This is a genomic window from Oceanobacter mangrovi, from assembly GCF_019740315.1.
In the GTDB taxonomy this organism is placed as follows: Bacteria; Pseudomonadota; Gammaproteobacteria; order Pseudomonadales; family Oceanobacteraceae; genus Oceanobacter; species Oceanobacter mangrovi.
On the sequence record NZ_JAHXZR010000013.1, the window covers coordinates 123,576 to 148,726 of the forward strand.

Here is a 25,151-nt window from a genome sequence, read left to right on the forward strand (position 1 = left end):
ATCAGGCCACCAGACCCCGAGGATTAACCCAGCAGAGACAGAACCTGCTGACCAGCAGCGTTTGCCTGAGCCAGAACCGAGATACCTGCTTGCTGCAGTACCTGGGTACGGGACATCTCTGCAGTTTCGGCAGCGAAGTCGGCGTCCTGGATACGGGAGTTCGCAGAACTCAGGTTTTCAGAGGTGATCGCCAGGTTGCTGACAGTGGATTCCAGACGGTTCTGGATCGCACCGAGGTCAGCCCGCTGGGAAGCAACCTGCTCGATGGCGTTATCCACTGCAGTAATCGCAGCCTGGGCACCTTCGAAGGTAGTGATGTCGATATCTTTCAGATATTGACCGTCTTCACCACCGCCGTAGTTACCTTGCTGCAGACCCATGGCTTCCAGCTCATCGGAACCGTTTTCACCGTTCTCGATGTTGATTTCACCGGCCGAAGTCAAAGTCACTGTGGAGTAAGTAGTACCCGCAGTGTTGGCATAGCTGGCTTCAGTACCAGAGATATCCGCTTCACCAATACCGGCTTCGCTGGCGCTCAGGCCGATCGCGTTACCGAAGTTGGTAGAGTCATAACCGGAAACCGCGTTCTGGGTGGCGTGGTTATCAACCGCTACCGAGATGTTACGGCCGTCAGCAGCAGTCAGTGAGATGGACTCACCATTGTCGCTGGCGGTAACGCCGGTTTGACCGGAAATGGCGTTGATCGCGTCAATCGCAGTCTGACGGTCAGCAGCCAGGTCACCAGTCAGGGCAAAACCAGTGGTTTCCACGTTGTTGACGTAGATAGAACCGATTGAGCCAGCGTCGGCTTTTGCCAGCGCGCTGTTATCACCACCACCGGAAACGGTGGTTGCGTTAACAGTGGCTGTGACGCCGGTTTCTTCCGCAGATTCGTTAATTGCGGCGGCTACCGCAATACCGGAACCAGCTGCGTCACTGGTCAGTGCAGTGGTATCAGAAGCCGTGTCATCAGAGGCCGCAGCACCCTGAATCGCAATGCCGTTGATCACCAGGTCACCGGTTTTCAGGACGTTTGGAGTCACACTCTGGGACACTACTGCGCCAGAAGTGAAATCACCGTTGATCGCGAAAGTACCGTTTTCCAGTTCTACCGAAGAGCTGGTACCGGTAGATGCAGAGGTGAACACCAGGCTCTGATTGTCATCAGAAACCGCAACCGACATTGCCGGAATGTTGCTGGCGTCAGCCGAGCTACCCAGACCGCCGTTACCAGGCGCAGCGTTGTTGGCAGTGACTTCCAGCGTTGCACCAGACTGAACGGCAGTCAGTTTCAACGCACCGTCAGAGTAGGATGCGGTGATCTTGCCAGCACCGTACTGGGTATCCAGCGCAGCCTGGGCATCGCTCACCAGCGCAGCCTGGGCGTCTTCCAGAGTCGCTTCACCACTGTAGTCGCCAGTGAGCACCAGGTTGAAGTCAGCACCACCATCCAACGATACATTAACATCAATGTCTTCACTGGAACCGGTATCGCTGAAATCGAAGTTAGCCAGGCTAACGCCGCTCAGGTCCGCCACAACCACATCGGCAGCAGCTTCTTCCAGGCCAGCGTTAATGGCATCGGCCACTTCGCTCAGGCTGCTGTAGCTACCAGCTGCCAGAGTCACATCCTGGGCAGTGCCACCATCAATAGACACACTGAAGGTATCGTTTTCACCGGCAACAATGGTCAGCGGTGAAGACTGGGCTTCATAGGTAGTGCCATCGCCATCCGGGTCGGCAGTCACGAAGTTGCCGTCAGAGTCCACAGAGAAACCACCAGTGGTCGCAGTACCGGAAGTACCTTCCAGTGTGCTGATCACAGCCACACCACCACCAACCACAGAGGCTGCAGCACCGCCAACAGTTTCTGCCGCAGTAGAAGCATCACCGATGGTAACGTCACCGCCGCTGTTGGAGGAGATCAGGATCTGGTCACCAACCTTGGAGGCAGTGATACCGGAACCAGTCAGGGAAGCCGCCGCTACTTCGTTGATGGCAGACACCAGTGAGTCGATGTCAGTCACCGCAGTGGTAGCCGTGCTCAGATCCAGGTCCGCAGCGGTATTACCATCAACACTGATAGAGAAAGTATCGGTAGTACCGGAAGAGTAGCCAGCCAGGAAGCCGGTTACGTCACTGATTACCGAGTCACCGTTGGACAACTTGGTGATGTCCTGTTGCAGTGCAGAAACCTGCAGCGGAGAAGTACCTGCGCCAACAGTCACTGAGCCACCAGGCAAGGTAGACTGAATGGACACTGCACTACCGTCATCAGACAGTACGGCTTCGGCACTGAAACCACCGGCAGTCAACTGGGTGTTCAATTCATCAACCAGTTCCTGACCGGTGTAGGTTCCGGCAGAAATGGTGATATCAGCCGCCGCGATTACACCGTCGTTGATGTTCAGCTGGTTGTTGGCACCAGCAACCGTGATGCTGTTGGAACCAGCGAAGTTGATCTCCAGGGTTTCACCAGACAGGTCGCCGCCCTCAGTACCATTGGTAGTAACGGTATTGGTAGCGATTTCCATGTTGCCGTCACCAGTGCGAACGGCAACCGCAGAGTCGGCACCCACTTCGGTAGTGGTGAAGGTCAGGCTGCCGTCATCGTTGGCAGACGCAGTCACCAGCGCATTACCAGAAGCATCCTGGAAGTTGCTGTCGTTGGCGATGGCGTCGTTAATCGCTGCCGCCAGCTGGTCAGCGTCGTCGTAGTAACCAGCACCCAGTGCAGCACCAGCGTCGAAGTCACTGTCCAGTGTCAGAGTCTGGTAATCGCCGCCGTTAACGGAGATTTCAAACGAGTTATTGGTAGCGTTAACCGCAGTACCGGCTGTGATACCCATATCACCAGTGGTGAAGGTAGACGCAGTTTCGGTAGATTCGATTGAACTGGTAGTGACAGTACTGGTTACCGCAGACACGTTGGCCTTGTAGGTACCGGCAGTCAGACCAGAGTTGCTGATGTCGCCAGTGCCAGTGCCCTGGCCACCGCTGATCACGATGTCGGAACCGTCTTTGGAAGTCAGGGTATAACCGCCGTAGCTGGTGCCGGCAGTCAGACCGGTGGCTGCTTCAGTCAGGTTGTCTGAGCTGCCGCCAGAGTTCAGTTCGACCGTGATGTTACGGCCATCAGAAGCTTCCAGAATCACACCGCCGCCATCACCACCGTCACGGGCGATTACACCGGTTTGGTCAGACTTGGCGTTAATAGAAGCAATCACCGAGTTACGGTCAGCAGATGCATCAATACCACCGGTAGAGATGTTGATATCCACACCGTTCAGGGTCACGGTACCGGCAGTGGCTGCCAGCGTGTCGGAAGACATTTCAGTACCAGCGGCAACGTTGGTCATTACCTTGGCGGTCACACCGGTTTCACTGGACATTTCGTTGATCGCTGCAACCTTGGCGATTGCAGAGGCGTCACCGCCCACAACGGATGAAGTGTCATCGGAGGCACTGGAAGGAGAAATCGCCACGCCGTTGATGACCAGGTCACCGTTTTCCAGGCTGGCAGAAGTACCCTGTGCAGATACACCGTTGGACTTGCTGACACCCAGGCGGTCGGCGGTCAATTCGTCAATGGAAACGTCTACAGTCTGACCAGCGTTGGCACCAACCTGGAAAGTTGCAGAGAAAGAACCGTCCAGCAAGGTACGACCGTTGAAGTCGGTATCTTCAGCAGTACGGCTGATTTCCGCCAACAGCTGATCAACCTCAGCCTGCAGGGCTTCACGGTCAACGTCGGAGTTGGTGGCGTTGGAAGACTGTACTGACAGCTCACGAATACGCTGCAGGTTTTCGTTGATAGAGCTCAACGCACCTTCAGCGGTCTGGGCCAACGAGATACCGTCGTTCGCGTTACGGGTTGCAACGGTGAGACCGTTGATCTGGGATGTGAAGCGGGTAGAAATTGCCAGACCGGCAGCGTCATCAGAAGCACTGTTAATGCGCAGACCGGATGACAAACGCTCCATAGCCGTTTGGTTCGCCGCCTGTGAAGTGTTCAGATTTCGCTGAGCATTCAGAGAGGCGATGTTCGTATTAATGACTTGTGGCATGGTTAGTCTCCTGTGAGAATCTGGAGCAACCACCACATTTTGTGATGTTTGGCAGCGCTCCGCCTGACATTGTCATAAGGGTTAACGGCACACCCGTGGGGTTCTTTAGAAAATTTTCAGGATTATTTTTCGAACGCTATTTCGCCGTGGCCAAACCAGCCAGATATCGACAGCCCAACTCAGCCAAAGCCTTTGCTGTCCGACAAACCGTCAATATTCTCCACCTCGCTGTCAAGCCAGGTAAAAAGCCGTAAAGCGCTGGCAAAGATGGCAGTCATTGCGCCTCACTGCTGCTCCAATCTGACGAATTGACAAAAAATGGAGAACCCTCATGTCAGCCCAACACGTTACCCACTCATCTGCCAAAGCCAGGATTCAGCGCCGCCTGGCACAGGGCGCCTTGCTGCTCTTGACCAGCCTTACCTTGACTGCCTGTATTCATCCACCCGGTGGTGCTGGCGGTACCAACTCAGGCCCTGGCGGCAATTCCAGCCATGGTAGTAATTCCGGCCCAGGCGGCTCTGGCCATGATCAGCACCATGACCAGCAAGGTGACCATCGCGACCAGCCACGCTAGACCCGGGTTCGGCACAGCAGGCAAACACAAGGCTGGGCTACTGCCACGCAACGTGGCACAGTAGCCCGCCTGACCCGTGCAGACTTTATTGCCCTGTGCCTGACCTTGTGACAAAAGCCCAGCCCCATGAACAAAGACAAACGAATCGAAATTTTCAGCCGCCTGCGCGACGCCAATCCCCACCCGGAAACCGAACTTGAATACAGCAACCCGTTTGAACTGCTGATCGCGGTGCTGTTGTCAGCCCAGGCGACCGACGTTTCCGTCAACAAGGCCACCCGCAAGCTGTTCCCGGTTGCCAATACCCCGGAAACCCTGCTGGCGCTTGGCGAAGAAGGTATCAAGCAGTACATCAAGACCATCGGCCTGTTTAACGCCAAGGCCAAAAACGTCGTAAAGCTGTGTGAAATCCTGATCGAACAGCACCACAGTGAAGTGCCACAAAAGCGTGAACAGCTCGAAGCCTTGCCCGGCGTTGGCCGTAAAACCGCCAATGTGGTACTGAACACAGCGTTCGGCCAGCCCACCATTGCAGTCGATACCCATATCTTTAGAGTCTCCAACCGAACCCGCATCGCCCCCGGCAAAAACGTCGATGAGGTCGAACAGAAATTGCTGCGACTGGTGCCAAAAGAGTTCAGACTGGATGCCCACCACTGGTTGATCCTGCACGGTCGTTACACCTGCGTGGCGCGCAAACCCAAATGTGGCTCCTGTCTGATTGAAGACCTGTGCGAGTTCAAGGAAAAAACCTCTGACTGACGCCAGTATGGGTCAGCAACAAAACAACCAAGCTATTTGATGAGGCCTGCTATGCGAATTCTTCACACCATGCTGCGCGTTGGCGATTTGCAACGTTCGATTGATTTCTACACCAAAGTGATGGGAATGGAGGTGCTGCGCCAGCACGACAACGAGGAATACCAGTACACTCTGGCCTTTGTGGGTTACCAGCCAGAAAGTGAAGGTGCTGTGATTGAACTGACCTACAACTGGGGCCAGACCGAATACGATCTTGGCACCGCCTATGGCCATATCGCCCTGGAAGTAGATGATGCTGCCGACGCCTGTGAACGCATCCGTAACGCCGGTGGCAAGGTGACTCGTGAAGCTGGCCCGGTGATGGGTGGAAAAACCATCATTGCCTTTGTTGAAGACCCGGATGGCTACAAGATCGAGCTGATCGAAAAAATGCCGGTTACACCGATCGAACTGTAAAACAGACTGCCAGCGCTGAAGCTGAACCTTTCAGCGCTGGTTTTGCTTCCATCACCGCCCTCTGCGTTCCACAGCAAGACTCACGACTCGTCAGCAGACTCACGGCAAAGCTTGTGAGTGAGCGACAGAAAGACGCCCAGCGAACACAGCAACAGCGCACAGGCCACCAGAATCGCTACCGGATAATAGAGGTTACCGGCCAGTTCCAACTGACTGTACTTGATGGTCATGATCAGGGCCTCTAGCACCAGCGCAATACACACAGTGCCAACGAAGCGCGAAATTGTCCGTCGCACACTGACAAAAATGCTTTCGCCCTTTTCATCCGATGCGTATTCCTTGCCAACCCCGACACCCAGCTCATACATCGCCAGCGCAATCACCAGATTATTAATCGACTTGATCACATGGGTAACAATATCCAGCTCGGGCTCACCCAGACCGGTAAAAAAATCATGGAAGGCCAGTCCCACCAGCAACAGCGCGATCAGGTGAAAAATGCCGGAGAACAACAACGCCACACCGGTTTTGTATTCAAACCTCAGTAGCGCAGGCTCGGCAGTATCCCGCTGACGGCTTAACGGTGAAAAAATTGACAACATGAGTACCTCGATTTGTGATGAATTCAGGTTGTCGCGCGCAGACGTTAATGCGACTGGCATTTTGGTGTCAGGTTCCAGAAAACAGCTCAATCCGGTCAGTCTGACCAGACTGACGAATCCGTGAACAGGCCAGCGGAACCCGGCCCGAACGAGCCATGATTGCAGACACAAAAAAGCGGCCGCTTCTTTCGAAACGACCGCCAGACTCGCTAACAGAGTGTCAATTTTTCAGACAAAAACCGGATCACCAGCAATCAAAGCGTCTTGAGGTAGGCAATCAGATAGTCCTGCTCGGCCTTGTCGGTAATGGAAACGTGGCGCATGCGAGTGCCGGGCACCAGTTTTTCATTGTCGGTAATCCACAAGCGCAGCTGGTCTTCAGTCCAGCTGAAGCCAGCCGCTTTCATGGCGTCGGAATAGGCAAAACGAGGCATTGAACCCGCCTTGCGTCCCACCACACCGGACAAGCTGGGGCCAAAGGTATTCTTGCTGGAATCTTCCGAGTGGCAAGCGTGACAATTATGGTTAAACAGCACCTTGCCCTGAGCTGCTTCGGCGGCCATAGCATCAGCCAGAGCAGACTGTGACGCCAGGGCGGACAACACAACGGCGGAGGCCATAATCAGTTTTTTCATGGTGAAGCTCCTGTGAGGACTGGAAATCAACCGAATCGCGAAGACCTCGCCAATACGCCTTTCAACCAGCTCTCAATGAGCCTTGACGGTGTTTGGAAGGGCTTCCCTGATCTATGAATTCAGTCTAAGCCCGGGCTCCAAACCCACCTTCATGTACTATGGTACTGTTTGCTGAACACTGCTGAGGCAGATCAATTTTTGTCTGCTAACGGCGCTTGCCTGAGCGCTCAAGAGCCTTGTGAGCACCTCATCGCCGGGTCCCGGCAGGCCGGGACGGTAAGATCAAAGCGCCCAGTTAATCGGCGTCTGACCTTGCTGGATCAAGTAGTTGTTGATGCTGGAAAACTGCCGCTGGCCAAAAAAGCCACGGTGCGCCGACAGCGGCGACGGATGCACCGACTGCAACACCAGGTGACGACTGCGGTCGATCATGGCACCTTTCTTCTGGGCATAACTGCCCCACAACACAAACACCAGCCCGCTACGCTGTTCGTTCAGTACCCGAATTGCTGCATCGGTAAATTCTTCCCAGCCCTTTTTCTGGTGCGAACCGGCTTTAGCCTGTTCCACCGTCAGCGTCGCATTCAGCAGCAATACGCCCTGATCCGCCCACGGCGTCAGATCGCCGGAACCAGACATGCGAATGCCCAGATCGCCTTCAATTTCCTTGAAGATATTCACCAGCGATGGCGGCACCTTGACGCCTGCTGGCACCGAAAAGCTCAGCCCCATCGCCTGGTCCGGGCCGTGGTAAGGGTCCTGGCCAATAATCACCACCCGCACCTGTTCAAACGGGGTGTGATTGAAGGCATTGAAAATCAGCGGCCCGGGCGGAAAAATCACCTTGCCAGCGGCTTTCTCCGCCTGCAGGAACGACTTCAGCTGCTGCATATAGGGCTGTTCCAGCTCAGCACCAATAACCTGTTGCCAGGATGGATGCAGCTCTCCGGGTTTCGACATGATCAACCTCGTATGGGAATCCAGAAAAACAAAACGGCCGCGAGTATAACGCAGCCGTCCTTCTTATCGGCAAACAGCAGCTACTGGAAATCCGTCGGCTTCGGCTGTGATAATCCAGCTCCACCCAATCGTCGGAACTTCAACCATGTACGCCGTTATTTTCCGCGCCAGACTCAAACCCGCCATGCTGCAACAGCCGGACCCTGAATATGCCACGACAGCGGCAGCCATGCGCCAGCGCGCCTTTGAACGCTATGGCTGTCTCGACTTCAGCGCCGTCACCGAAGGGGATCAGGAAATTGCCGTGTCCTGGTGGCCATCACAACAAGCCATTCAGCAGTGGCAACAGGACGAGCTGCACCAGCAGGCGCAACAGCTTGGCAAACAGCGCTGGTACGCCAGTTACCATGTTGATGTGGTGGCGGTTGAGCGCCAGTATCAGCAAGTGCTGTAACCATGAAGAAAATCCCGCAGCCCTGATCAAGCTAAGTCAGTCCTAAGTTTCGGCTCAGACAATGGCCTGCAATGCCATTTTCCATGTGTAAACCATCTCACTAAGGGAGCCAGATATGACATCGACCAGCGCTGCAATCAGTACCTCACCAGTCGCCCCGGCGACTTCACTGGTGAACCGGGTACCGCATATCATCCTGCTGTACTGGGTTATCAAAATCGCCTCGACCACACTGGGGGAAACCGGTGCGGATATGTTTTCCATGACCTTTCAGCTGGGTTATGGCACCACCATTCTGATGTTTCTGGCGCTGTTTGCGGTCCTGCTGACAGCCAAACTGATGATTCAGCGATATGAGCCCGTCACCTACTGGCTGACGTTTACGGCAACCGCCATTGTCGGCACGGCCATTTCCGACTTTATCGACCGCACCCTGGGTTTGGGGTACGCCGCTGGTTCTGCCTTGCTGATGGCTCTGCTGATTGCAGTACTGGGTTTGTGGTACTGGCGTCAGGGCTCAGTGCGGGTTGAAGTGATCACCAACGGCAGTGCTGAATTTTTCTACTGGATTGCTTTTCTGATCGCCAACACCCTGGGAACTGCTGCCGGTGATTACGTTGCCGACCAGCTCGGCCTCGGCTTTGCTACCAGCGCCCTGCTGTTTACCGGCCTGCTGGTTGCCATCACCTTGCTGCACTTTTTCAGCCGTGTGTCTGGAGTATTGCTGTTCTGGCTGGCGTTTGTATTAACCCGTCCGTTTGGTGCCACCTTTGGTGACTGGCTGACCAAACCGCTCGACCACGGTGGCCTGGCATTGGGGACGATTGGCGCTTCGGTATTCTTTATGGTGGTATTGGTGGCCGCTGTTGGCCGCGAAACCTGGCTGGAGCGTTCCCGTCGGAGCATCCCGGAACTGGACTAGGAAAATGCGTATTTTACTGGCAGAAGATGACCACCTGATTGGCAGCTCGGTACAGCAACGACTGCGCGACGAAGCCTGTGCGGTCGACTGGGTACAGGATGGCAATAGCGCCGCTACCGCAATTGCAACCCATCCGTATGATTTGCTATTGCTGGACCTCGGGCTGCCCGGTCAGGATGGAATGAAGGTATTGCAGCAGCTGCGCGCCAACCGCAATCCGTTACCTGTGATTGTGATTACAGCCCGCGACAGCCTTGATGAACGTATTCGCGGGCTTGATCTCGGAGCCGATGATTTTCTGGTCAAACCCTTCGCCATGACAGAACTGCTGGCACGGATGCGAGCCGTGCACCGGCGCCATCAGGGCAATACCACTCCCCTGCTGGGGAATGGCGTGCTGGAACTGAATTTATTGACTCACAGCGCTCGCCGCGACGACCGCGAGATCAGCCTTACCGGCCGGGAGTTCGCGCTGCTGCAGGCGTTGCTGCATCGGCCCGGCGCGATCCTCTCCCGCAGTGACCTTGAGGATCGTATCTACGGCTGGAATGAAGAGGTGGAAAGCAACGCGATCGAATTCATCATCCATTCGTTGCGCAAAAAGCTTGGCGCTGATGCCATCAAAAACGTACGAGGGGTCGGCTGGCTGGTCGATCGTGAATCATGAGCCACTCCATTCAGCAAACCCTCAATCGACGGTTATTGGCGGCAACCTGCGTCTTCGCCTTGTTGGCCAGCCTGGTTTCCGGCTGGTTGTCCTTTAATGAAGCCCGCGAAATCCAGGACAATCTGCTGCAACAATTCGCCAGCCTGATCCGTATTCCTGTCAACCAGCAAACCGATCCAGACCCGGACTTCAGCAGCAGCGAAGATGCCCTGCTCTGGCAACCCCTGGACAATAATCCCGCCAACCCGCTGGCCCTGCCAAACGCTCTGGCGGAAGGCTTTCATACCTTGCGGATCGATGAACTGGAATGGCGGGTGTTCGTTTATCAGCCAGCCCACAGCCAGCAACGCTATGCCGTCAGCCAGCAAACGGAAGCCCGTGATGAGGTTGCCTGGAGCAACAGTCTTAATACCCTGATACCCATGTTATTGCTGGTGCCAGTGTTATTACTGATTGTCCGGCTGGTAATTCGTCGCAGTTTTGCACCACTACAGAAGTTGGCACGCCAGCTTGATCAACAAGGTGATGACTGCCTGGCTGCCTTGTCCAAACAGCCATTAGCCACGGAAATCGCACCCTTTATTGCCTCGATTAATCGGCTGCTGCAACGTCTGCAGCAATCCATCGACCAGCAACGCCGTTTTGTTGCGGATGCCGCTCACGAATTACGAACCCCGGTCGCCGGGCTCTCGCTGCTGGCAGATAACCTCAGTCAGGTAACCACACCGGAGCAGCTGCAGTCACGGCTGCCACCACTGCAAACCGGGCTTAAACGCATCCAGCTACTGGTCAGCCAATTGCTGGATCTGGCCCGGCTTCAAGGGCAAGGTTCGCAAGCCATCAAAGCCGACCTGCAGCTGATCGTGCAGGATGTGATCGCCGAGCTGTATCCGCTGGCGGAGCAGAAAACGATCGACCTCGGCATGCTGGTCAATGAACCACTGCAGGCAAAAGACATTGCCGGTGTCCTGCGGATTTTGATCCACAACGCCATTGATAACGCCATTCGCTACAGCCCGGTTGGTAGCCAGATCGATATCAGTCTGTTCAGCCGTGATGGCATGGCAGTGATTCTGGTAGCAGACAATGGCCCGGGTATCCCAACCGATGAGCTGCAGGCCGTACTGGAACCGTTTTACCGGGTTGGCGTTAATAGCGAGCCGGGCAATGGTTTGGGGCTGGCAATCAGTAACGAAATTGCCAAACGACTCGGTGGCAGTCTGACGTTGAGCAATCGCCCAACCGGTGGTCTGACCTTGCAGTACTGTCAGCCGCTGGCGAGCAGTCTCGATTGAGCAGCAGACAGGCGCTGCCAAGCCGACGCCTGACAACAAAACAGCCACGCCGATAAACACCATCGTGGCCGTTTGAGTTTGTCGATTAGGGGAAACTAGTTCCCGTACACATAAGCCGGGAACCAGTTCACCAGTGCCGGGAACAGGATCAGCAAGGCCAGCGCTGTCAGCTGCAGCAGGATAAACGGCACCACACCCTTGTAGATGGTCGAAAGCTTCACATCCGGCGGGCAAACCCCCTTCAGATAGAACAGTGAGAAGCCCACCGGCGGCGTCAGGAACGACGTCTGCAGGGTCAGCGCCACCAGCATCACAAACCACACCAGCGTCGGGTTATCGATCACACCATAACCATTGATGGAAATTTCCAGCGCACTCACCACCGGGGCCACCAGCGGCAGAATGATCAGGGTGATTTCGATCCAGTCGAGGATAAAGCCGAGCAGGAACACCACCGCAAGAATAAACAGAATAATGCCGTAGGGGCCAAACGGCAGCGACGTCAGCATCGATTCAATGTATTCATCACCGCCCAGTTCCCGCAGTACCAGCGCAAACATGGTGGCGCCAATAAAGATGGCAAAGATGTAGCCACTGACGTTGAGGGTATCGTTAAGACACTCGCGGATAACCTTGATGCTCAGACGACCGTTCTGCAACGCCAGCCCCATGGCGGCGGCGGCACCCACAGCCGAGGCTTCGGTTGGTGTGGCGATACCGGCAAAGATCGAACCCAGAACGGCCAGAATCATCGCCAGCGTGGGGGCAACGGCCTTGAAAACGTCGATCCAGACCTGTTTGGTGACCGGTTTGATGTCTTCCGACAGCGGCATCGAATCCGGTTTGATCAGACCCCAGCCCAGGATGTAGACAATGTACAACACGCCCAGCAGCAAGCCTGGCATCACAGCGCCCATAAACAGGTCGCCAACCGACAACGCCAGCTGGTCGGCCATGATCACCAGCATAATGCTGGGCGGAATCAGAATGCCCAGCGTACCGGCACTGGCAACCGTCCCGACCGTCACGGTTTTGCTGTAGCCCTGCCCCAGCATGGCGGGTAATGACATTACCCCCAGCAGCACCACGGAAGCCCCCACAATACCGGTAGAAGCCGCCAGAATAATGCCGATCAGCACCACGGTAATCGCCAGCCCACCCCGCACGCGGCCAAACAGTGCCTGAAACGACACCATCAGCTTTTCCGCTACTCCGGATTTATCCAGCAGGTTGCCCATGAAAATAAACATCGGCAGCGCCACCAGAATCCAGTTATCCATGATCTTGTAGACCCGGTCGACCACCAGCCCGACCGACAGGAAGTCGATACCAATCACAGTGTCGAGATACATATCTGACAGGTAAGCGATCAACGCAAACAGAGTGCCGACACCCGCCAATACCCAGGCCACCGGGAAGCCGGTGAACAGCAGCAGAATAAAACTGAAAAACATCGCAACGATGAGGATTTCATTGATTTCCATCTCAGCGGCCTCCCTCAGTGGTGTTACTGGAAGTTCCACTGAACAGGCGCTTCAGAACAATCGCATCCCGTAACAAACGATTCAGCGCCGCCAGCATCAGCAATACCATGGTGGCCGGAATCAACGACTTGATCAGCCAGCGCAGCGGCAAGCCGGCTGGCGCCAGCGAGCGTTCATCAATACGCCAGGACTCATAAACAAAATCCAGGCTGTGCCAGAACAGCAGCAGCAGGAATGGCATCAGCAAAAACAACAAGCCAAGAATCTCGATAATGCTCTTGGCTTTGGGGCCAAAACCGGCGTGAAAAATATCCACCCGCACGTGGCTGTTATTGGCCTGGGCATACACAGCGCCGATAAACACACCGATGGCATACAGATGCCATTGCAGCTCTTCCAGAGCCACCAGACCAGCACTGAAACCACGCCGTAAAATCACCTGGGTCAGAATCACCAGCATCAGCAAAAAGAAAATCCAGGCGACCCATTCGCCCAGTTTGATCAGCGCACGATCCAGCCTGTCGGCCAGCGGAACTGCAGCCAGAGCTTGCGGTTGAGCACTCATACAACACCCGTTTCAGCAAAAACAAAAAAGGCGCTGTCAGCCAACACCAGCTGACAGCGCGTGAAATGGCCGGTTAACCGCGCTGCTCAGTCACGCGGCAGGAAGGCACGGTTCGACCACAACTTGTAGTTTTCACGGAAGGTTTGCAGGTCATCATAAACGGCTGCGAAAGTCGGATCTTTCTTCTGCTCTTCAGCAACCTCCATCCAGGCTTTGTGGAACGCATCAAGCATTTCTTTTGGCCACTTCTTGACAATCACACCACGCTCTTCCTCGTTGGCACGGATCGCTTCGAACTGGATGTATTCAGATTCAGCAACCGAGTTGGTCACCGACGCCTTACAGGTGGTAGATACAACCGCACGCTGCTGGTCACTCATCGACTTCCAGGTGTCACCGTTGATCAGCAATTCAAAGAAGGTGGCTTGCTGGTGCCAGCCCGGGAAGTAGTTGTACTTGGCGACCTTGTAGAAACCGAGTTTCTGATCAATCGCGGGCTGGGAAAATTCCGTCGCATCAATGGCACCTTTTTCGAGCGCACCAAAGATCTCACCGCCCGGAATCAGCGAAGTTGATACGCCCAGCTTGGCCAGCACTTCACCGCCAAGGCCATAGAAGCGCATGTTCAGACCTTTGAGATCATCCAGCGAATTCACCGGCTTCTTGAACCAGCCGGAGGTTTCCGGGCTGATCAGGGCGCATGGCTCAACATGGATGTTGTAACCAGCATCGTCGTACATTTTCTGGTACAACTTGAGGCCGTTACCGTAATACATCCAGGCCGCGAATTCCGGTGCTTCCGGGCCGAATGGAATGGTCGAGAAAATGGCTGAAGCAGGCATCTTGCCAGCCCAGTAACCGGCAATCGAATAACCCGAGTTCACCTTGCCGCTGGATACCGCATCGAGAATTTGCAGCGGCGCGACCAGTTTGCCCGGTTCATAGAGTTTCATTTTGACTTCGCCGCCAGATACCAGCGGCAGTTGATCGGCTACCCAGGCAATCGGGGTACCCAGTGCAGGCAGGTTGGAGCCAAAGGCAATCGGGGTTTTCAGCAATACCGGTTTGGCCTGGGCCGCTACCGCACACATGCTCAGGGCAGATACAGCAACCAGTGTCTTCAGGTTCGTTTTCATAGCCGTTTCCTGTTTATTCTTGTTGTCTTGTCGGTTGATAGTCGACAGCCTTCAATGGCTGTCCAATCGCCAAAAAACTATAGGAATCGGCCGCTAGCGAACCTACCGTTCTTTAGTAGGGGAACTGGCCAGCCAACCGCCAATTCGGGACAAATCCCTACCAAAGTAGGTTGAGCCAAATTCGGGCGGGCGTTAGAAAACGGATATAACAATAACGTCCTGTTCAGAAGCGGGACCATAACAGAGACCATCACAGAGGCGCCTGCTGATGGCCGTTGCCAGGGAGTCATCCATTGAGTGAACTGATCAGCCAGCTATGGTTTGTCGGCGGCCTGTCGCTGGTCTACGTGGCATCGCTGTTTGTGATTGCCATGCTCGGTGGCCAATCGATTCGGCAAAGCTGGCAGCCCTATGTTTACAGCCTGACGCTGGCAATTTTCTGCACCACCTGGGCCTTCTACGGCACGGTCCAGCAGGCCATGACCCACGGCTGGCTGATGGCGCCGACCTACGCGGGCGCAATTGTGCTGATGACAGTGGGCTGGAAAATTATGGATCGCATGATCCGGGTCGCCCGGCAGGAAAACAGCACCACCATTTCTGACTTTATCTCCGCTCGTTATGGCCACAGCCGCGGTATTGGCGCGCTGGTCGCGCTGCTGTGTCTACTTGGTGTGGTGCCCTATATCGCGCTGCAGCTGAAGGCGGTTTCCGACAGTTTCCAGCTGGTGACCAGCACCTCGCTCAGCAAGCTCAACTGGTACAGTGATCCGACTCTGATCATCGCCGCGATTATGGCGCTGTTCAGCATCCTGTTCGGCACCCGTGCGGTGGATTCCAGTGAAAGCCACCAGGGGCTGATGCTGGCGATTGCATTTGAATCGCTGATCAAACTGGTGGCGCTGATGGCGGTGGGGATTTTTGTGGTGTACGGCCTGTTTGATGGCTTCATCGATCTGTTTGATCAGGCCATGGCCGAAGGCGATATCGCCCAGACCCTGACGGAATATTCCAATCCCAGCGCCTACCTCACCCACATGCTGTTGGGGGCAATTGCGATCATGGCGCTGCCGCGCCATTTCCATGCCACCGTGGTGGAATATCGCAGCGAACGCGACCTCAAAACCGCGCGCTGGCTATACCCGCTGTACCTGTTTGGCATGAACCTGTTTTTGCTGCCGATTGGGCTGGCGGCCATGCTTGACGAAGACTTGCTCAGTTCCTTCACCTACATCACGCTGGAATTACCTCTGGCCCATGGCGAGACCGGTCTGGCCCTGCTGGCCTACATCGGCGGCCTGTCTGCCGGTACGTCGATGGTGATTATTTCCTCCATCACCCTGGCCACCATGATCTGTAACGAGCTGGTGATTCCGCTGCTGCTGAAAAGCGGCTGGCAAGGCGACGACCAGCAGCTCAAGCGGCAGGTATTGCTGACCCGCCGGATCGCCATCATTGCCGTGCTGATGCTGTCGTTCTGCTATTACCGGCTGCTGTCGCATTACCACAGCCTGTCTGAGATCGGCCTGCTGGCACTGGTGGCCATTGCCCAGTTCGCCCCAGCCATGCTGCTGGGCATGATCTGGCAAGGCGCCAACCGGCTGGGCGCCTATCTGGGTATCCTGGCCGGTTTTCTGGTGTGGTTTTACACCCTGTTTGTGCCGGTTCTGGTGGATATGGACCTGTTGCCGCTGGCGCTGATGGACGGTGCCTTTGGGCTGGAATTTCTTAGCCCTTATGGTTTGCTGGGTCTCAATGGTCTCGACCCGATTGTGCACGGTACCTTCTGGAGCCTGTTTATCAATAGCCTGCTGCTGGTGATCGGTTCGCTCTACCACCACAACAGCTACACGGATATCGAACAGGCCAATCGTTTTGTGTTGACCAGCCCGCAATTACCTCTGATCAACGCCAAATCCGGTTCGATTCGTACCCAGGATCTCAAATCCCTGCTGGGGCGGTTTTTATCACCGGCCAAGATGGCGACTTTTTTTGAAGGTTTCAGTAACCCGCTGACGGGCCGGCTGGTGCAACAAGGAGTCGCATCCGACGCCGTGATTCGCGAAGCTGATCGACTGCTGAGTTCGGTGGTGGGCCGAAAAGGGGCTCAATCGCTGTTGCGCAACCTCAGCAGTGGCCGTTCCGACCATTACGACAACCTTCGCCATATGGTGGATGAAGTATCCGATGTGGTGTCGTTCAACCGCGACTTGCTGAATTCAATTCTGCACAGCCTCAATCAGGGCATTAACGTACTCGATGACGAGCTGAATCTGGTCGCCTGGAACCAGCGTTTTGCGGAAATCTACGGCTTCCAGAACGGTGAGCTCTACGTCGGCCAACCCGCCGAATCACTGCTGCGCCACATCTTGTTGTTCGGCCAGCCGCTCACCGCCGCCACCGAAGAGCAGATCAACCAGCGTATTCTGGAACTGAAGGCCCGAGAGCCATTGCGCTATGTACGCAAGACTCCGGATGGTCGTTTTATAGAACTGAACGGCCGTCCGATTGGCAGCGACCTCTACATCACGGTGTTTTCCGATATCACCCAACACAAGCAAGCGGAAGACCAGCTACGGCAGGCCAATGAAGAACTGGAGCAGCGCGTCAGTGAACGAACCCGTGAGTTGACCGAGCTGAACGAAGATCTTGAGATTGCCAGCCGTAACAAGACCCGCTTCCTCGCGGCGGCTGGTCACGATCTGGTGCAACCTCTCAATTCGGCGTCGCTGTTTTCGGCCGCTCTGCTCAACAAGCTGCAACGGGTCAGCCTGCATCACCCCGACCTGACCACAGAACTGACCGACACTGCCCAGTTGCTCGACCACTCGTTGCATTCCGCCGAATCCTTACTGAATGAGCTGCTGGAAATTTCCAAACTGGATGCCGAACTGATCAAGCCGAAGCTCCGGGATTTTCCGGTCACAGAGGTACTCAGCTCACTGGCGACGGAATTCCAGCCAATCGCAGCCCAGAAAAAATTGCTACTCCACTATGTACCGAGCAGCTGTGGCGTCCATTCTGACCCGGTATTGTTGCGCCGTATTCTGCAGAACCTGCTCAGCAATGCCTTGCGCTACACCCGCCACGGCCGGGTGCTGATTGGCGTTCGTCGTTTGGGTCAGCAGCTTCGTATTGATGTGCTGGATACCGGCTGCGGGATTCCGGCCGATCAGCAGGAACTGGTGTTTGAAGAATTCCATCGGCTGGACCCGAGCCAACAGCCGTTGTCAGAGCATGACAGCCAGACGCCCAAGGTTGCCCTCGGGCTCGGCCTGGCAATCGTTAAACGGCTCGGACGTTTGCTCGATCATCCGTTAGAGCTAAGTTCAACCGTGCAGCGTGGCACCCGCTTTTCAGTGTTGGTGCCAATGGCAACAGCGCCTTTACAGCAACAGCAAGAAACCCAGACCGGTCAGGTCGCAACCCAGTCCGGTTTGCTGGTGTGTATCGATAACGATCCGCTGATCGTCAGTGGTATGTCGATCCTGCTGCAGGAATGGGGTTATCAGGTGGTTGGAGCCGATTCACTGGTGAATGCCTTGCCACTGCTGGACGGCCGTACGCCGGATGCGCTGATTGTCGACTACCATCTCAATGCCGGAGCCACCGGGCTCGATGCGCTGGCACAGGCTGAGCAGCAATGGCCACAAAAAATCCCTGGTCTGATGATTACCGCTGACTACACCGAAGAATTAAAGCAAAACGTCGAAGAACATGGCTATCAGCTGATGCACAAGCCGGTCAAACCGATGGCCCTGCGGGCCTGGTTACGGGCCTGCTGTCACTGACAGCCGCTATGAGCCTTGGCAGAGAGAAAATTAATCCGGCACCTGTAGCTGCTGTACCAGCAGCGCCGCCTGGGTGCGGTTATTAATCTCCAGCTTGCGGAAGATATCGCTGATATGGGATTTGACGGTAGTTTCCTTGATATTGAGGATATAACCGATCTGCTTGTTAAGCGCCCCTTCGGCGATCAGCTGTAACACCCGCAATTGTTGCGGCGTCATCGACTGCAGCTGCCGGGCGGCGGTTGACTGATCAGCCAGCGGACTGGTGTCCGGAAAGCTCAGCTTGCCCATAAAAACATCGTTGAGTGCAGCAGTGATCTGTTCCATTGGCGCAGACTTGTGGATATATCCCATAGCGCCTAATTGCTTGACCTGGGCGATCACACAGGCGTCTTCGGAGGCACTCACGACCACGATCGCCAGCCCTGGAAACTCCGCACGTAACCGCATTAACCCCATCAGGCCATCCATGCCGGGCATCCGTAAATCCAGCAACAATAAATCCGCCCCCAGATCCGTCAGCTCCGACCAGGCCGCTGGGAGGTCACAGGCTTCTGAAATAACACAGGGTTCGCCGGTTTCAGCCAATGCTTCACGCATGGCGCGCCGGAATAATGGATGGTCGTCCGCAATAATTACCTGATACATGCTGATTCCGTACGCTGTTATTGTTGTGTGAATACCGGAAGGCAGTGGTCGGAATATAATCTCCGACGCCGCAATCTACTGCTACAGCTCGGACGGCAACAAGGCAACCTAAGGAGGAGAAAATCCAATTTTGGCTCAGAAAAACACATTTAAATAAGTTGCGGTTATTTTACATACATACTGACATTTACTTTGGCTCTATCCTTTTATCATTACCTCCGGCGGTACCACTCCTGATATAGCCATTGACGCCTTTAGACGGGCCGTTAAAAATGACCCCATACCGGGTTTGTTCCGGCTTACCCGCCTCCGCAATGGTCAGCGTCAGACAAGACGCCTAACGATGGATAGTTAAATCATGATTGGCTGGATTCTGTTGTATTTTTCGATAGTGGCGATTGCGGCGGTGTTTGTTGGTTATCCCCTGTTCCTCTGGCTCTACCGCCAGCGCTTGCCGAAACGAGCAGATATTGTCGATTTACCAGACTCTGGCCTGCCCCGTCTCTCAGTACTGATTGCCGTACGTAACGGCGAACACCTGATCGAACAGAAAGTCCGTAATTGTCTGGAGCTGGATTACCCCCACGACAAGCTCGAAGTCGTGGTGGTTTCGGATGGCTCCAACGACGGCACTATGGCGGTACTCAAATCCATCGATAGCCCACAGCTGCATGCCTGGGAACTGTCCGAGCACAAGGGCAAACACGAAGCCCTGAATACCGGCATGCCCCACTGTCGTGGTGATGTTGTATTGTTCACCGATGCCGATGCCATGCTCGAACCTCAGGCTGCCCGCAAGTTGGCACGTCATTTTGCTGATCCGCGTATTGGTGGTGTCGGTGGTCAGCGGCTGATCGGGGACGTCAGTGGTCAGCTGCAAAGTGCCCAATCAACCTATATTGATGCCGACAGCAAGGTCAAAATGCTCGAATCGGCCTGGGGCAGCGTCACCTCTAACGATGGCAAGATTTATGCGATTCGCCGCTCCCTGTTTCAGGGTGTCGCAGCAGCGGTCACCGATGATCTGTACGTCTGTCTGACCGTACTGGCGCAAGGCTGGAAGTTTCGCTTTGAGCCCGAAGCCAAAGCCTATATCCGCACACCATCGCGCGATTCCGGCCATGAGCTGTCCCGTCGACGCCGTATTGTGAACCGTTCCTTGCGTGGTATCTGGCTTAATCGTGTGGTCTTGAATCCAGCCCGCACCAGCTGGCAAATTGCCGTCGGCCTGTTTATCAACAAGGTAATGCGCCGCTTGCTGCCGGTGTTTCTGCTGTTGCTGTTACTCAGCTCCGCAGCCCTGTGCTGGCAACAGCCATGGTTATTGCTGTTACTGCTGCCACAACTGGGGATTTATGGCGCTGCACTGTTGCACTGGCTGCTTGATGGCAAAAAACTGCCACTCGGCCCACTCAACAAGATACTGTCCGTATCTTTCTATTTTGCGCTGGGGAATCTGGGAACATTGCTGGGCATGATGGATTTTCTGTCAGGACACCAGCCAATTCGCTGGGAGCCGAAGAAGTCCGGTTAAGCGTAATCCGGACCCGTTGGCACAAGAGCCACTTTCAGCCAAACAGGTAGGGAATAAAACCGATTTCCATACCGGCCATGGAGTTCCAGGCTTCCTGCTTGTCTTTGAACGGTCCAGCAAACACACGCCACATACGATCACGGCTGCCATTAGTCTGAATGGTCGCCTGGTAACCGTCTTTCAACAGCCGTGAACGAATTTCCAGAGCCGTTTCATGTTTGGCTGAACTGCCGTAATAGAAAAAGTATTGGCCATATTCATTACGAATCAGCAGCGTACGGGCGGTGATATCCGGTAAATGAACTTTTTCGCCGGTTTCAATATCGTCGATATTGCGAATCTGCGGATTGGCCGCCATCAGGATATCCTTGAGGCTGTCATTCCAGGCGCCGTAGCGGGTTTTCGCCATTTGGGCGACGGTTCGGTTAAGCGCCAGCGAATGCCATTGCCCTTGTGACTGGCCATCAATCGGAAATGGAATGACGGTGTTGCCACTCATCACGGCCGCCATACTGGGCTCGGGCCTGCTAGTCACTGCGGCTGTTGGTTTGCTGACCGTCGATTGAGTCGCAGCGGATTGTGTTTGAGCTTCAGATGGCTGTGAAGGACGTGACTGCGCAGCTGGTGATTGAGCAGCCGGTGATTGTGAAGCCGCTGACTGACTACTGTGAGTAACTGACGCGATTGTCTGTTTAACAGCCTTGGCCTGGTTATCCACCTTCTCAGACAAACTGGCAATCAGGCCTTCTGCCAACGAACGGGTTTCTGATGATTGTTCCTTTTGCTGAGCAGCATCAGCTGCCTTGGCTACAACCTTGTCAGGCTGAGGTTTGGCCGTCGATGAGGATTCAAAAATCTGCAGCGAATCGCGTTTTTTGGCAGGCTGATCATCCAATGACTGCATCAGTTCCGGCGCCACAATCAGGCGAGAGTCATTGGCTGTGTAGCTGTAAATTGCAAACACGACCAGAGCCGCCACAGAGCCACTGATAACCCAGCGAGCGCCTTTCGGATGATCCGTCAACCAGGCCATCGAACGCTCCATCCAGCCAGGTTCTTCCTCGTCGTCATCTTCCTCGTTTTCATAGGGTACTGACGTTGGCACTTGCATGTTCGACGCCACAGAATCGAGCAAGGCTTCATCCACCCCGGCCAACCCGTGCCAGCAGGCAGTGGTCATGGCTTGCTGACAGATCAGATTGATTTGTTCCGGAATCCCGGCACTGTAGAAATACAGCCGCTCCAGCGCCTGATCGGTAAAAATCGCAGATCTGGCCCCAACATGCTGCAGACGGGTTTGAACATAAGCCTTGCACTCGGGCAAGGAATATTGCCCCAGGCGCATTTGCACCAGCCAGTCGCCACTGTCGAGCACCTGACGGGAGACCAGCACGGAGGGAAACAGACGCACGCCCTGCCGCTCAGCCATCGTCAGGCTGATAATCATCGACCAGGCGTCAGCAGAGAGCTGGTCCGCATCATCCAGCAACAGCACCATACGGCGTTTGGGAGCCAGGGCCACCAGCGTATTGGCTACCAGTTCGAATAATCCATCGGTACCAATCCCTGTGGTCTGACCAATGCCTAACTGATGTGCCATTTCAAACAGAATTTGCTGGGTCACCAGCGAATGCTCCGTAGCGACCACAACCAGATGACCTTCCGTAGCCAACCGCTGTTTGAGACTGTCCAGCAGCAGAGACTTGCCAGAGCCCGGCTCGCCAATCAGACAACCAGGGCCCATGCCACGCCGCAGCATGTCGGCCAGTGCCTCCAGGCTGTAGGAAAAGCTGGCCGCATTATAGATACACGGCGTCTGGCCAAATTGACCAAACGGTTCTTCACGAAGACCAAAATATTGAACGTACACTTGCCTGTATCCCCGGTAATTAACCCTTGAACTACTTCCCTGTATTCACAGATATCCGTCACGAGCAAAGAGGCCTGAAGATCAGGCTAACGTCTGTCAGTGTAGACTGCTGGCAACCACCTTGTTGGCCAGCACCAGCCATTGACCCAGTATGACGTCACGCGAAAAATCTGCCGCGCGCTGTAGAGACTTCTGTTGATATGTTTCACATAATGTATTGTTATTTAGCATTCGCTCAATGGCATCCGCGAGCGATTTTTCAGAATCTGACATTACCAGCGCCGTGGTTAACGGCCCTTCCAGTGGTGCAGTCAGCACACCAAAACTGGCCATATCCACTGCAGTGGTTTTGACCGATGCCTGCGTTTCAGGAGCCAGCAGTTCGCGTGGTCCAGAACGACAATCGGCAGCTATCACTGGTCGGCCCAGCGCCATGGCTTCCAGCAAGGCATTGGGAAAACCCTCCGCCCGCGACGATAAAACAAACAGCTTGCAGCGGCTGATCCAGGCGTACGGATTGGCTTTGAACCCCACCAAATGCACACGCTGCTGCAACCCCAGCTGGTCCACCAACTGCTGCAGCTCTGCCCGCTTGGGGCCATCCCCAACAATAATTAAACGGGCATCAGGATGACGAGTGGCAACATCGGCAAAAGCACGGATCAGGGCATCCTGTCGTTTCACTGCCGCCAATCGACCACAGCTCAGAATACTGGTTCCCTCTAACAGCTGTTGTTCTTCGGTCGTCAGGGGGTCCTTGCCCTTTTGCAGCATCAATGGCTCAAAAAAATTATTGATCACCGACAGCTTTGGCTTTACAACCGGAAACCATTGCAACAGGTCTTCAGCCGCTTCACTGGAATTCAGATTGATATTACTGGCGCGCCCCAGCAGTAAGGCATAACCGCGTTTAACCAGCCAACGTTTGAGTGGGTCCTTATCCGCCAAAGCCATCGACAGGTGCTTGCGTATCGAAATAATCCGCGGCACCTTGCGACTGCCAAGCAAATTCAGAATATTGGCCCGCTCCATAAAACTGATGACCAGATTGAGCTGGTCATCTTCCACATGGCGACAAAAACGTCGATGCATACGCGGAAAGGCCAGTGCCTTTTTGAGCGTCGAGCCAGACTTGCCATCTCCCAGCACCACAATCCGTTCGGCCAGTTGACGCTGCTGTTCGGGAGTCCCTGGCAGCGGCATTTGGCCACCTGGGTCCATGCAATAGAACCGCACGTCCAGCCCTGCATCGAGGAGGGCACGGGCGACCGCCAGTGCCATCCGTTCTGCGCCACCAACTTCCAGAGTGGCAATCAGAATACCGACTCGCATAGGTACAGCGGTGTTCATGCTCCCTCCTTGCGATCATCGGGCAGCTCTCCCGCCAGCTTCATGCGATGTTCTTCCAGCTTGAATTCTTCGTAATATTTGATGGTTCCTGCCAAACCAATCAGTAGCAGGAAATACTTGTGTTCCAGACCGCTTTTGAAAAAGAAGTACAGGCACACCCCCACCAGCGACATTTTGAGTGCCGCCGCAAGCTGGGATTCAGCCTCCAGACCGTGTTCCCGCAAATTTTTTTCTGCTGAAGCAAAGTTTGAATACATTCGCCAGAGCAAGTAGAAAAAGGCAAACAGCCCCAGTGTGCCAGTCCCCACAGCAACTTCCAGGTAGGTGTTGTGAGCCGGCCGCCGGTCCATGTCGAAAAAGCGGGTTTCAACCGACCTGATCCAGTTTTCCTTGAAAGTGTCTGGTCCGGTTCCGATCACCGGATGCTCTTCAAATGCCCTGACTGCTACCGTGACATACGACGAACGACGGTCGAGCGAACGGTCCTGGGCAGGTTCATCACTGACCAGTGACATCTGTCGCTCAACGAAGTCTTCCGGAATAAACAGCACCACGGCCACCGAAAAGACACTGACGCCCGCAATTACCAGACCAAAATAACGCACCTGAAACTTGTTTTTGTACTGGTTCAGCAACACCACAGAGGTCAGCATCATCACCAGAAAGCCCGCCCGCGACAGGGTTGAAACAATCCCCCCCACCACAAACAGGGTGAAAATCCAGCCCACGATCTTGCCTAGATTGCTTTTGGCATAAATCGCTCCGTAGACCACCAGCGGATAAGCGAAAATACACATGATAGCCATGTTGTTGGAGCTGAGAGTTGCCCCTACGCCACGGTTGGAATCTTCCTGCTGGAATTGCTCCATACCGCCAAAATAGCCGAAACAGGCCAACAGTGCACCGATACCGGTACTCCAGGCAATCGACCAGTACAAACTGCCTTGCAGGCTAACCGGGTTCACCACCAGCACGGTCATGGTCACCAGCACAAACCCCTGTACCAGCATCATCATTCCGCTCACCGAGGGCCCCGGGAAGGGTGAAATCAGTGCGGAAATCAGATTAACCAGCAGGAACATCAGGTAGGCTGGCCAGATACTTGAACCCAGCCGGTAAATTGAGCGTTTATTCAGTACCAGACAGGGGCCAATGACCAGCAGCAGCCCGCCCATCGCCAGCCAGTCCACCCGCATAAAGCTGGGGCCCGGCAGGTCACGCCACTTAAAGAAGGGCACCGAACAAATAATGATGATAAACAGCAGCTGCGCGATCCAGTGATCAAAACAGCTGTTGTATCGCCCGCCCATGATCCGCTCACGAGCCAACTGGCTTGAGTCAATCCGTTTTTCGCTTTTCAGATTGATCACAATTCA

At 55.0% G+C, this 25,151-nt stretch carries 20 protein-coding genes; 9 read left to right on the forward strand and 11 right to left on the reverse strand.

The window, feature by feature from the left end; all coding sequences use genetic code 11:
• Window positions 1–23 precede the first annotated feature (23 nt).
• On the reverse strand, window positions 24–4,067 hold the full coding sequence (locus K6123_RS23435; RefSeq protein WP_221801394.1) for a flagellin N-terminal helical domain-containing protein: 4,044 nt from the start codon (window positions 4,065–4,067) through the stop codon (window positions 24–26).
• A gap of 331 nt (window positions 4,068–4,398) precedes the next feature.
• Between K6123_RS23435 and K6123_RS21215 the strand changes: the two genes are divergently transcribed.
• The 3 genes from K6123_RS21215 (at window position 4,399) to gloA (ending at window position 5,862) form a co-directional block, all read left to right on the forward strand.
• Complete coding sequence (locus K6123_RS21215) at window positions 4,399–4,644, forward strand: hypothetical protein (protein ID WP_221801396.1); 246 nt, start codon at window positions 4,399–4,401, stop codon at window positions 4,642–4,644.
• Window positions 4,645–4,770: 126 nt separating this feature from the next.
• Window positions 4,771–5,406: an endonuclease III gene (nth, locus tag K6123_RS21220; protein ID WP_221801397.1), complete on the forward strand. Its 636-nt coding sequence runs from the start codon at window positions 4,771–4,773 to the stop codon at window positions 5,404–5,406.
• A gap of 51 nt (window positions 5,407–5,457) precedes the next feature.
• Window positions 5,458–5,862: a lactoylglutathione lyase gene (gene gloA / locus K6123_RS21225; RefSeq protein ID WP_221801398.1), complete on the forward strand. Its 405-nt coding sequence runs from the start codon at window positions 5,458–5,460 to the stop codon at window positions 5,860–5,862.
• Window positions 5,863–5,942: 80 nt separating this feature from the next.
• Here gloA and K6123_RS21230 read toward each other — a convergent pair whose 3' ends face one another.
• The 3 genes from K6123_RS21230 to ung all read right to left on the reverse strand — a co-directional run bounded on the left by K6123_RS21230 (window position 5,943) and on the right by ung (window position 8,059).
• Complete coding sequence (locus K6123_RS21230) at window positions 5,943–6,464, reverse strand: hypothetical protein (RefSeq protein ID WP_221801399.1); 522 nt, start codon at window positions 6,462–6,464, stop codon at window positions 5,943–5,945.
• A gap of 254 nt (window positions 6,465–6,718) precedes the next feature.
• Window positions 6,719–7,099 carry a c-type cytochrome gene (locus tag K6123_RS21235; RefSeq protein ID WP_221801400.1) on the reverse strand — a complete coding sequence of 127 codons (381 nt, stop codon included), beginning with the start codon at window positions 7,097–7,099 and terminating at the stop codon, window positions 6,719–6,721.
• 282 nt (window positions 7,100–7,381) lie between these two features.
• Entirely contained in the window at window positions 7,382–8,059 is a 678-nt protein-coding gene (gene ung / locus K6123_RS21240; RefSeq protein ID WP_221801401.1) for a uracil-DNA glycosylase, read from the reverse strand.
• A gap of 145 nt (window positions 8,060–8,204) precedes the next feature.
• On the opposite strand from ung, the gene K6123_RS21245 reads away from it, so the two are divergent.
• The 4 genes from K6123_RS21245 to K6123_RS21260 all read left to right on the forward strand — a co-directional run bounded on the left by K6123_RS21245 (window position 8,205) and on the right by K6123_RS21260 (window position 11,397).
• The gene (locus K6123_RS21245) at window positions 8,205–8,513 is read left to right on the forward strand and encodes an antibiotic biosynthesis monooxygenase family protein (RefSeq protein WP_221801402.1); all 309 of its coding nucleotides are present in this window, start codon (window positions 8,205–8,207) and stop codon (window positions 8,511–8,513) included.
• A 115-nt stretch (window positions 8,514–8,628) separates the two neighbouring features.
• Entirely contained in the window at window positions 8,629–9,435 is an 807-nt protein-coding gene (locus tag K6123_RS21250; protein WP_221801403.1) for a COG4705 family protein, read from the forward strand.
• Between the two features lie 4 nt (window positions 9,436–9,439).
• Entirely contained in the window at window positions 9,440–10,102 is a 663-nt protein-coding gene (locus tag K6123_RS21255; RefSeq protein ID WP_221801404.1) for a response regulator, read from the forward strand.
• A complete protein-coding gene (locus K6123_RS21260) occupies window positions 10,099–11,397 on the forward strand; it encodes a sensor histidine kinase (RefSeq protein WP_221801405.1) in 1,299 nt (432 codons plus the stop codon). The genes K6123_RS21255 and K6123_RS21260 overlap by 4 nt, the downstream gene beginning before the upstream one ends.
• A 95-nt stretch (window positions 11,398–11,492) precedes the next feature.
• On the opposite strand, the gene K6123_RS21265 is transcribed toward K6123_RS21260, so the two are convergent.
• The 3 genes from K6123_RS21265 to K6123_RS21275 form a co-directional block, all read right to left on the reverse strand.
• The gene (locus tag K6123_RS21265; RefSeq protein ID WP_221801406.1) at window positions 11,493–12,881 is read right to left on the reverse strand and encodes a TRAP transporter large permease; all 1,389 of its coding nucleotides are present in this window, start codon (window positions 12,879–12,881) and stop codon (window positions 11,493–11,495) included.
• A 1-nt stretch (window position 12,882) separates the two neighbouring features.
• The gene (locus K6123_RS21270) at window positions 12,883–13,446 is read right to left on the reverse strand and encodes a TRAP transporter small permease subunit (protein ID WP_221801408.1); all 564 of its coding nucleotides are present in this window, start codon (window positions 13,444–13,446) and stop codon (window positions 12,883–12,885) included.
• An 86-nt stretch (window positions 13,447–13,532) separates the two neighbouring features.
• Entirely contained in the window at window positions 13,533–14,582 is a 1,050-nt protein-coding gene (locus K6123_RS21275; RefSeq protein ID WP_221801411.1) for a TRAP transporter substrate-binding protein, read from the reverse strand.
• A 293-nt stretch (window positions 14,583–14,875) separates the two neighbouring features.
• On the opposite strand from K6123_RS21275, the gene K6123_RS21280 reads away from it, so the two are divergent.
• On the forward strand, window positions 14,876–18,373 hold the full coding sequence (locus K6123_RS21280; RefSeq protein WP_221801413.1) for a hybrid sensor histidine kinase/response regulator: 3,498 nt from the start codon (window positions 14,876–14,878) through the stop codon (window positions 18,371–18,373).
• Window positions 18,374–18,403: 30 nt separating this feature from the next.
• On the opposite strand, the gene K6123_RS21285 is transcribed toward K6123_RS21280, so the two are convergent.
• Window positions 18,404–19,021: a response regulator gene (locus tag K6123_RS21285; RefSeq protein WP_221801415.1), complete on the reverse strand. Its 618-nt coding sequence runs from the start codon at window positions 19,019–19,021 to the stop codon at window positions 18,404–18,406.
• Between the two features lie 358 nt (window positions 19,022–19,379).
• On the opposite strand from K6123_RS21285, the gene K6123_RS21290 reads away from it, so the two are divergent.
• A complete protein-coding gene (locus K6123_RS21290) occupies window positions 19,380–20,555 on the forward strand; it encodes a glycosyltransferase (RefSeq protein ID WP_221801417.1) in 1,176 nt (391 codons plus the stop codon).
• A gap of 34 nt (window positions 20,556–20,589) precedes the next feature.
• Here K6123_RS21290 and K6123_RS21295 read toward each other — a convergent pair whose 3' ends face one another.
• The 3 genes from K6123_RS21295 to K6123_RS21305 form a co-directional block, all read right to left on the reverse strand.
• Window positions 20,590–22,425 carry an AAA family ATPase gene (locus K6123_RS21295; protein ID WP_221801418.1) on the reverse strand — a complete coding sequence of 612 codons (1,836 nt, stop codon included), beginning with the start codon at window positions 22,423–22,425 and terminating at the stop codon, window positions 20,590–20,592.
• Between the two features lie 96 nt (window positions 22,426–22,521).
• Window positions 22,522–23,775, reverse strand: coding sequence for a glycosyltransferase (locus K6123_RS21300; RefSeq protein ID WP_221801420.1), 1,254 nt, complete (start codon window positions 23,773–23,775; stop codon window positions 22,522–22,524).
• Window positions 23,772–25,145: an O-antigen ligase family protein gene (locus tag K6123_RS21305; protein ID WP_221801422.1), complete on the reverse strand. Its 1,374-nt coding sequence runs from the start codon at window positions 25,143–25,145 to the stop codon at window positions 23,772–23,774. Before K6123_RS21305 ends, K6123_RS21300 begins: the two co-directional genes overlap by 4 nt.
• Between the last annotated feature and the right edge of the window lie 6 nt (window positions 25,146–25,151).

Excerpts from the sequence above, each read along its gene's own strand:
- K6123_RS21290 (WP_221801417.1), top strand. The coding sequence starts at position 19,380 with ATGATTGGCTGGATTCTGTTGTATTTTTCGATAGTGGCGATTGCGGCG.
- K6123_RS21260 (WP_221801405.1), top strand. The coding sequence starts at position 10,099 with ATGAGCCACTCCATTCAGCAAACCCTCAATCGACGGTTATTGGCGGCA.
- K6123_RS21250 (WP_221801403.1), top strand. The coding sequence starts at position 8,629 with ATGACATCGACCAGCGCTGCAATCAGTACCTCACCAGTCGCCCCGGCG.
- K6123_RS21285 (WP_221801415.1), bottom strand. The coding sequence starts at position 19,021 with ATGTATCAGGTAATTATTGCGGACGACCATCCATTATTCCGGCGCGCC.
- ung (WP_221801401.1), bottom strand. The coding sequence starts at position 8,059 with ATGTCGAAACCCGGAGAGCTGCATCCATCCTGGCAACAGGTTATTGGT.
- K6123_RS21235 (WP_221801400.1), bottom strand. The coding sequence starts at position 7,099 with ATGAAAAAACTGATTATGGCCTCCGCCGTTGTGTTGTCCGCCCTGGCG.
- K6123_RS21275 (WP_221801411.1), bottom strand. The coding sequence starts at position 14,582 with ATGAAAACGAACCTGAAGACACTGGTTGCTGTATCTGCCCTGAGCATG.
- nth (WP_221801397.1), top strand. The coding sequence starts at position 4,771 with ATGAACAAAGACAAACGAATCGAAATTTTCAGCCGCCTGCGCGACGCC.
- K6123_RS21230 (WP_221801399.1), bottom strand. The coding sequence starts at position 6,464 with ATGTTGTCAATTTTTTCACCGTTAAGCCGTCAGCGGGATACTGCCGAG.
- K6123_RS21265 (WP_221801406.1), bottom strand. The coding sequence starts at position 12,881 with ATGGAAATCAATGAAATCCTCATCGTTGCGATGTTTTTCAGTTTTATT.
- K6123_RS21215 (WP_221801396.1), top strand. The coding sequence starts at position 4,399 with ATGTCAGCCCAACACGTTACCCACTCATCTGCCAAAGCCAGGATTCAG.
- K6123_RS23435 (WP_221801394.1), bottom strand. The coding sequence starts at position 4,067 with ATGCCACAAGTCATTAATACGAACATCGCCTCTCTGAATGCTCAGCGA.
- K6123_RS21245 (WP_221801402.1), top strand. The coding sequence starts at position 8,205 with ATGTACGCCGTTATTTTCCGCGCCAGACTCAAACCCGCCATGCTGCAA.
- K6123_RS21255 (WP_221801404.1), top strand. The coding sequence starts at position 9,440 with ATGCGTATTTTACTGGCAGAAGATGACCACCTGATTGGCAGCTCGGTA.
- gloA (WP_221801398.1), top strand. The coding sequence starts at position 5,458 with ATGCGAATTCTTCACACCATGCTGCGCGTTGGCGATTTGCAACGTTCG.
- K6123_RS21300 (WP_221801420.1), bottom strand. The coding sequence starts at position 23,775 with ATGAACACCGCTGTACCTATGCGAGTCGGTATTCTGATTGCCACTCTG.
- K6123_RS21270 (WP_221801408.1), bottom strand. The coding sequence starts at position 13,446 with ATGAGTGCTCAACCGCAAGCTCTGGCTGCAGTTCCGCTGGCCGACAGG.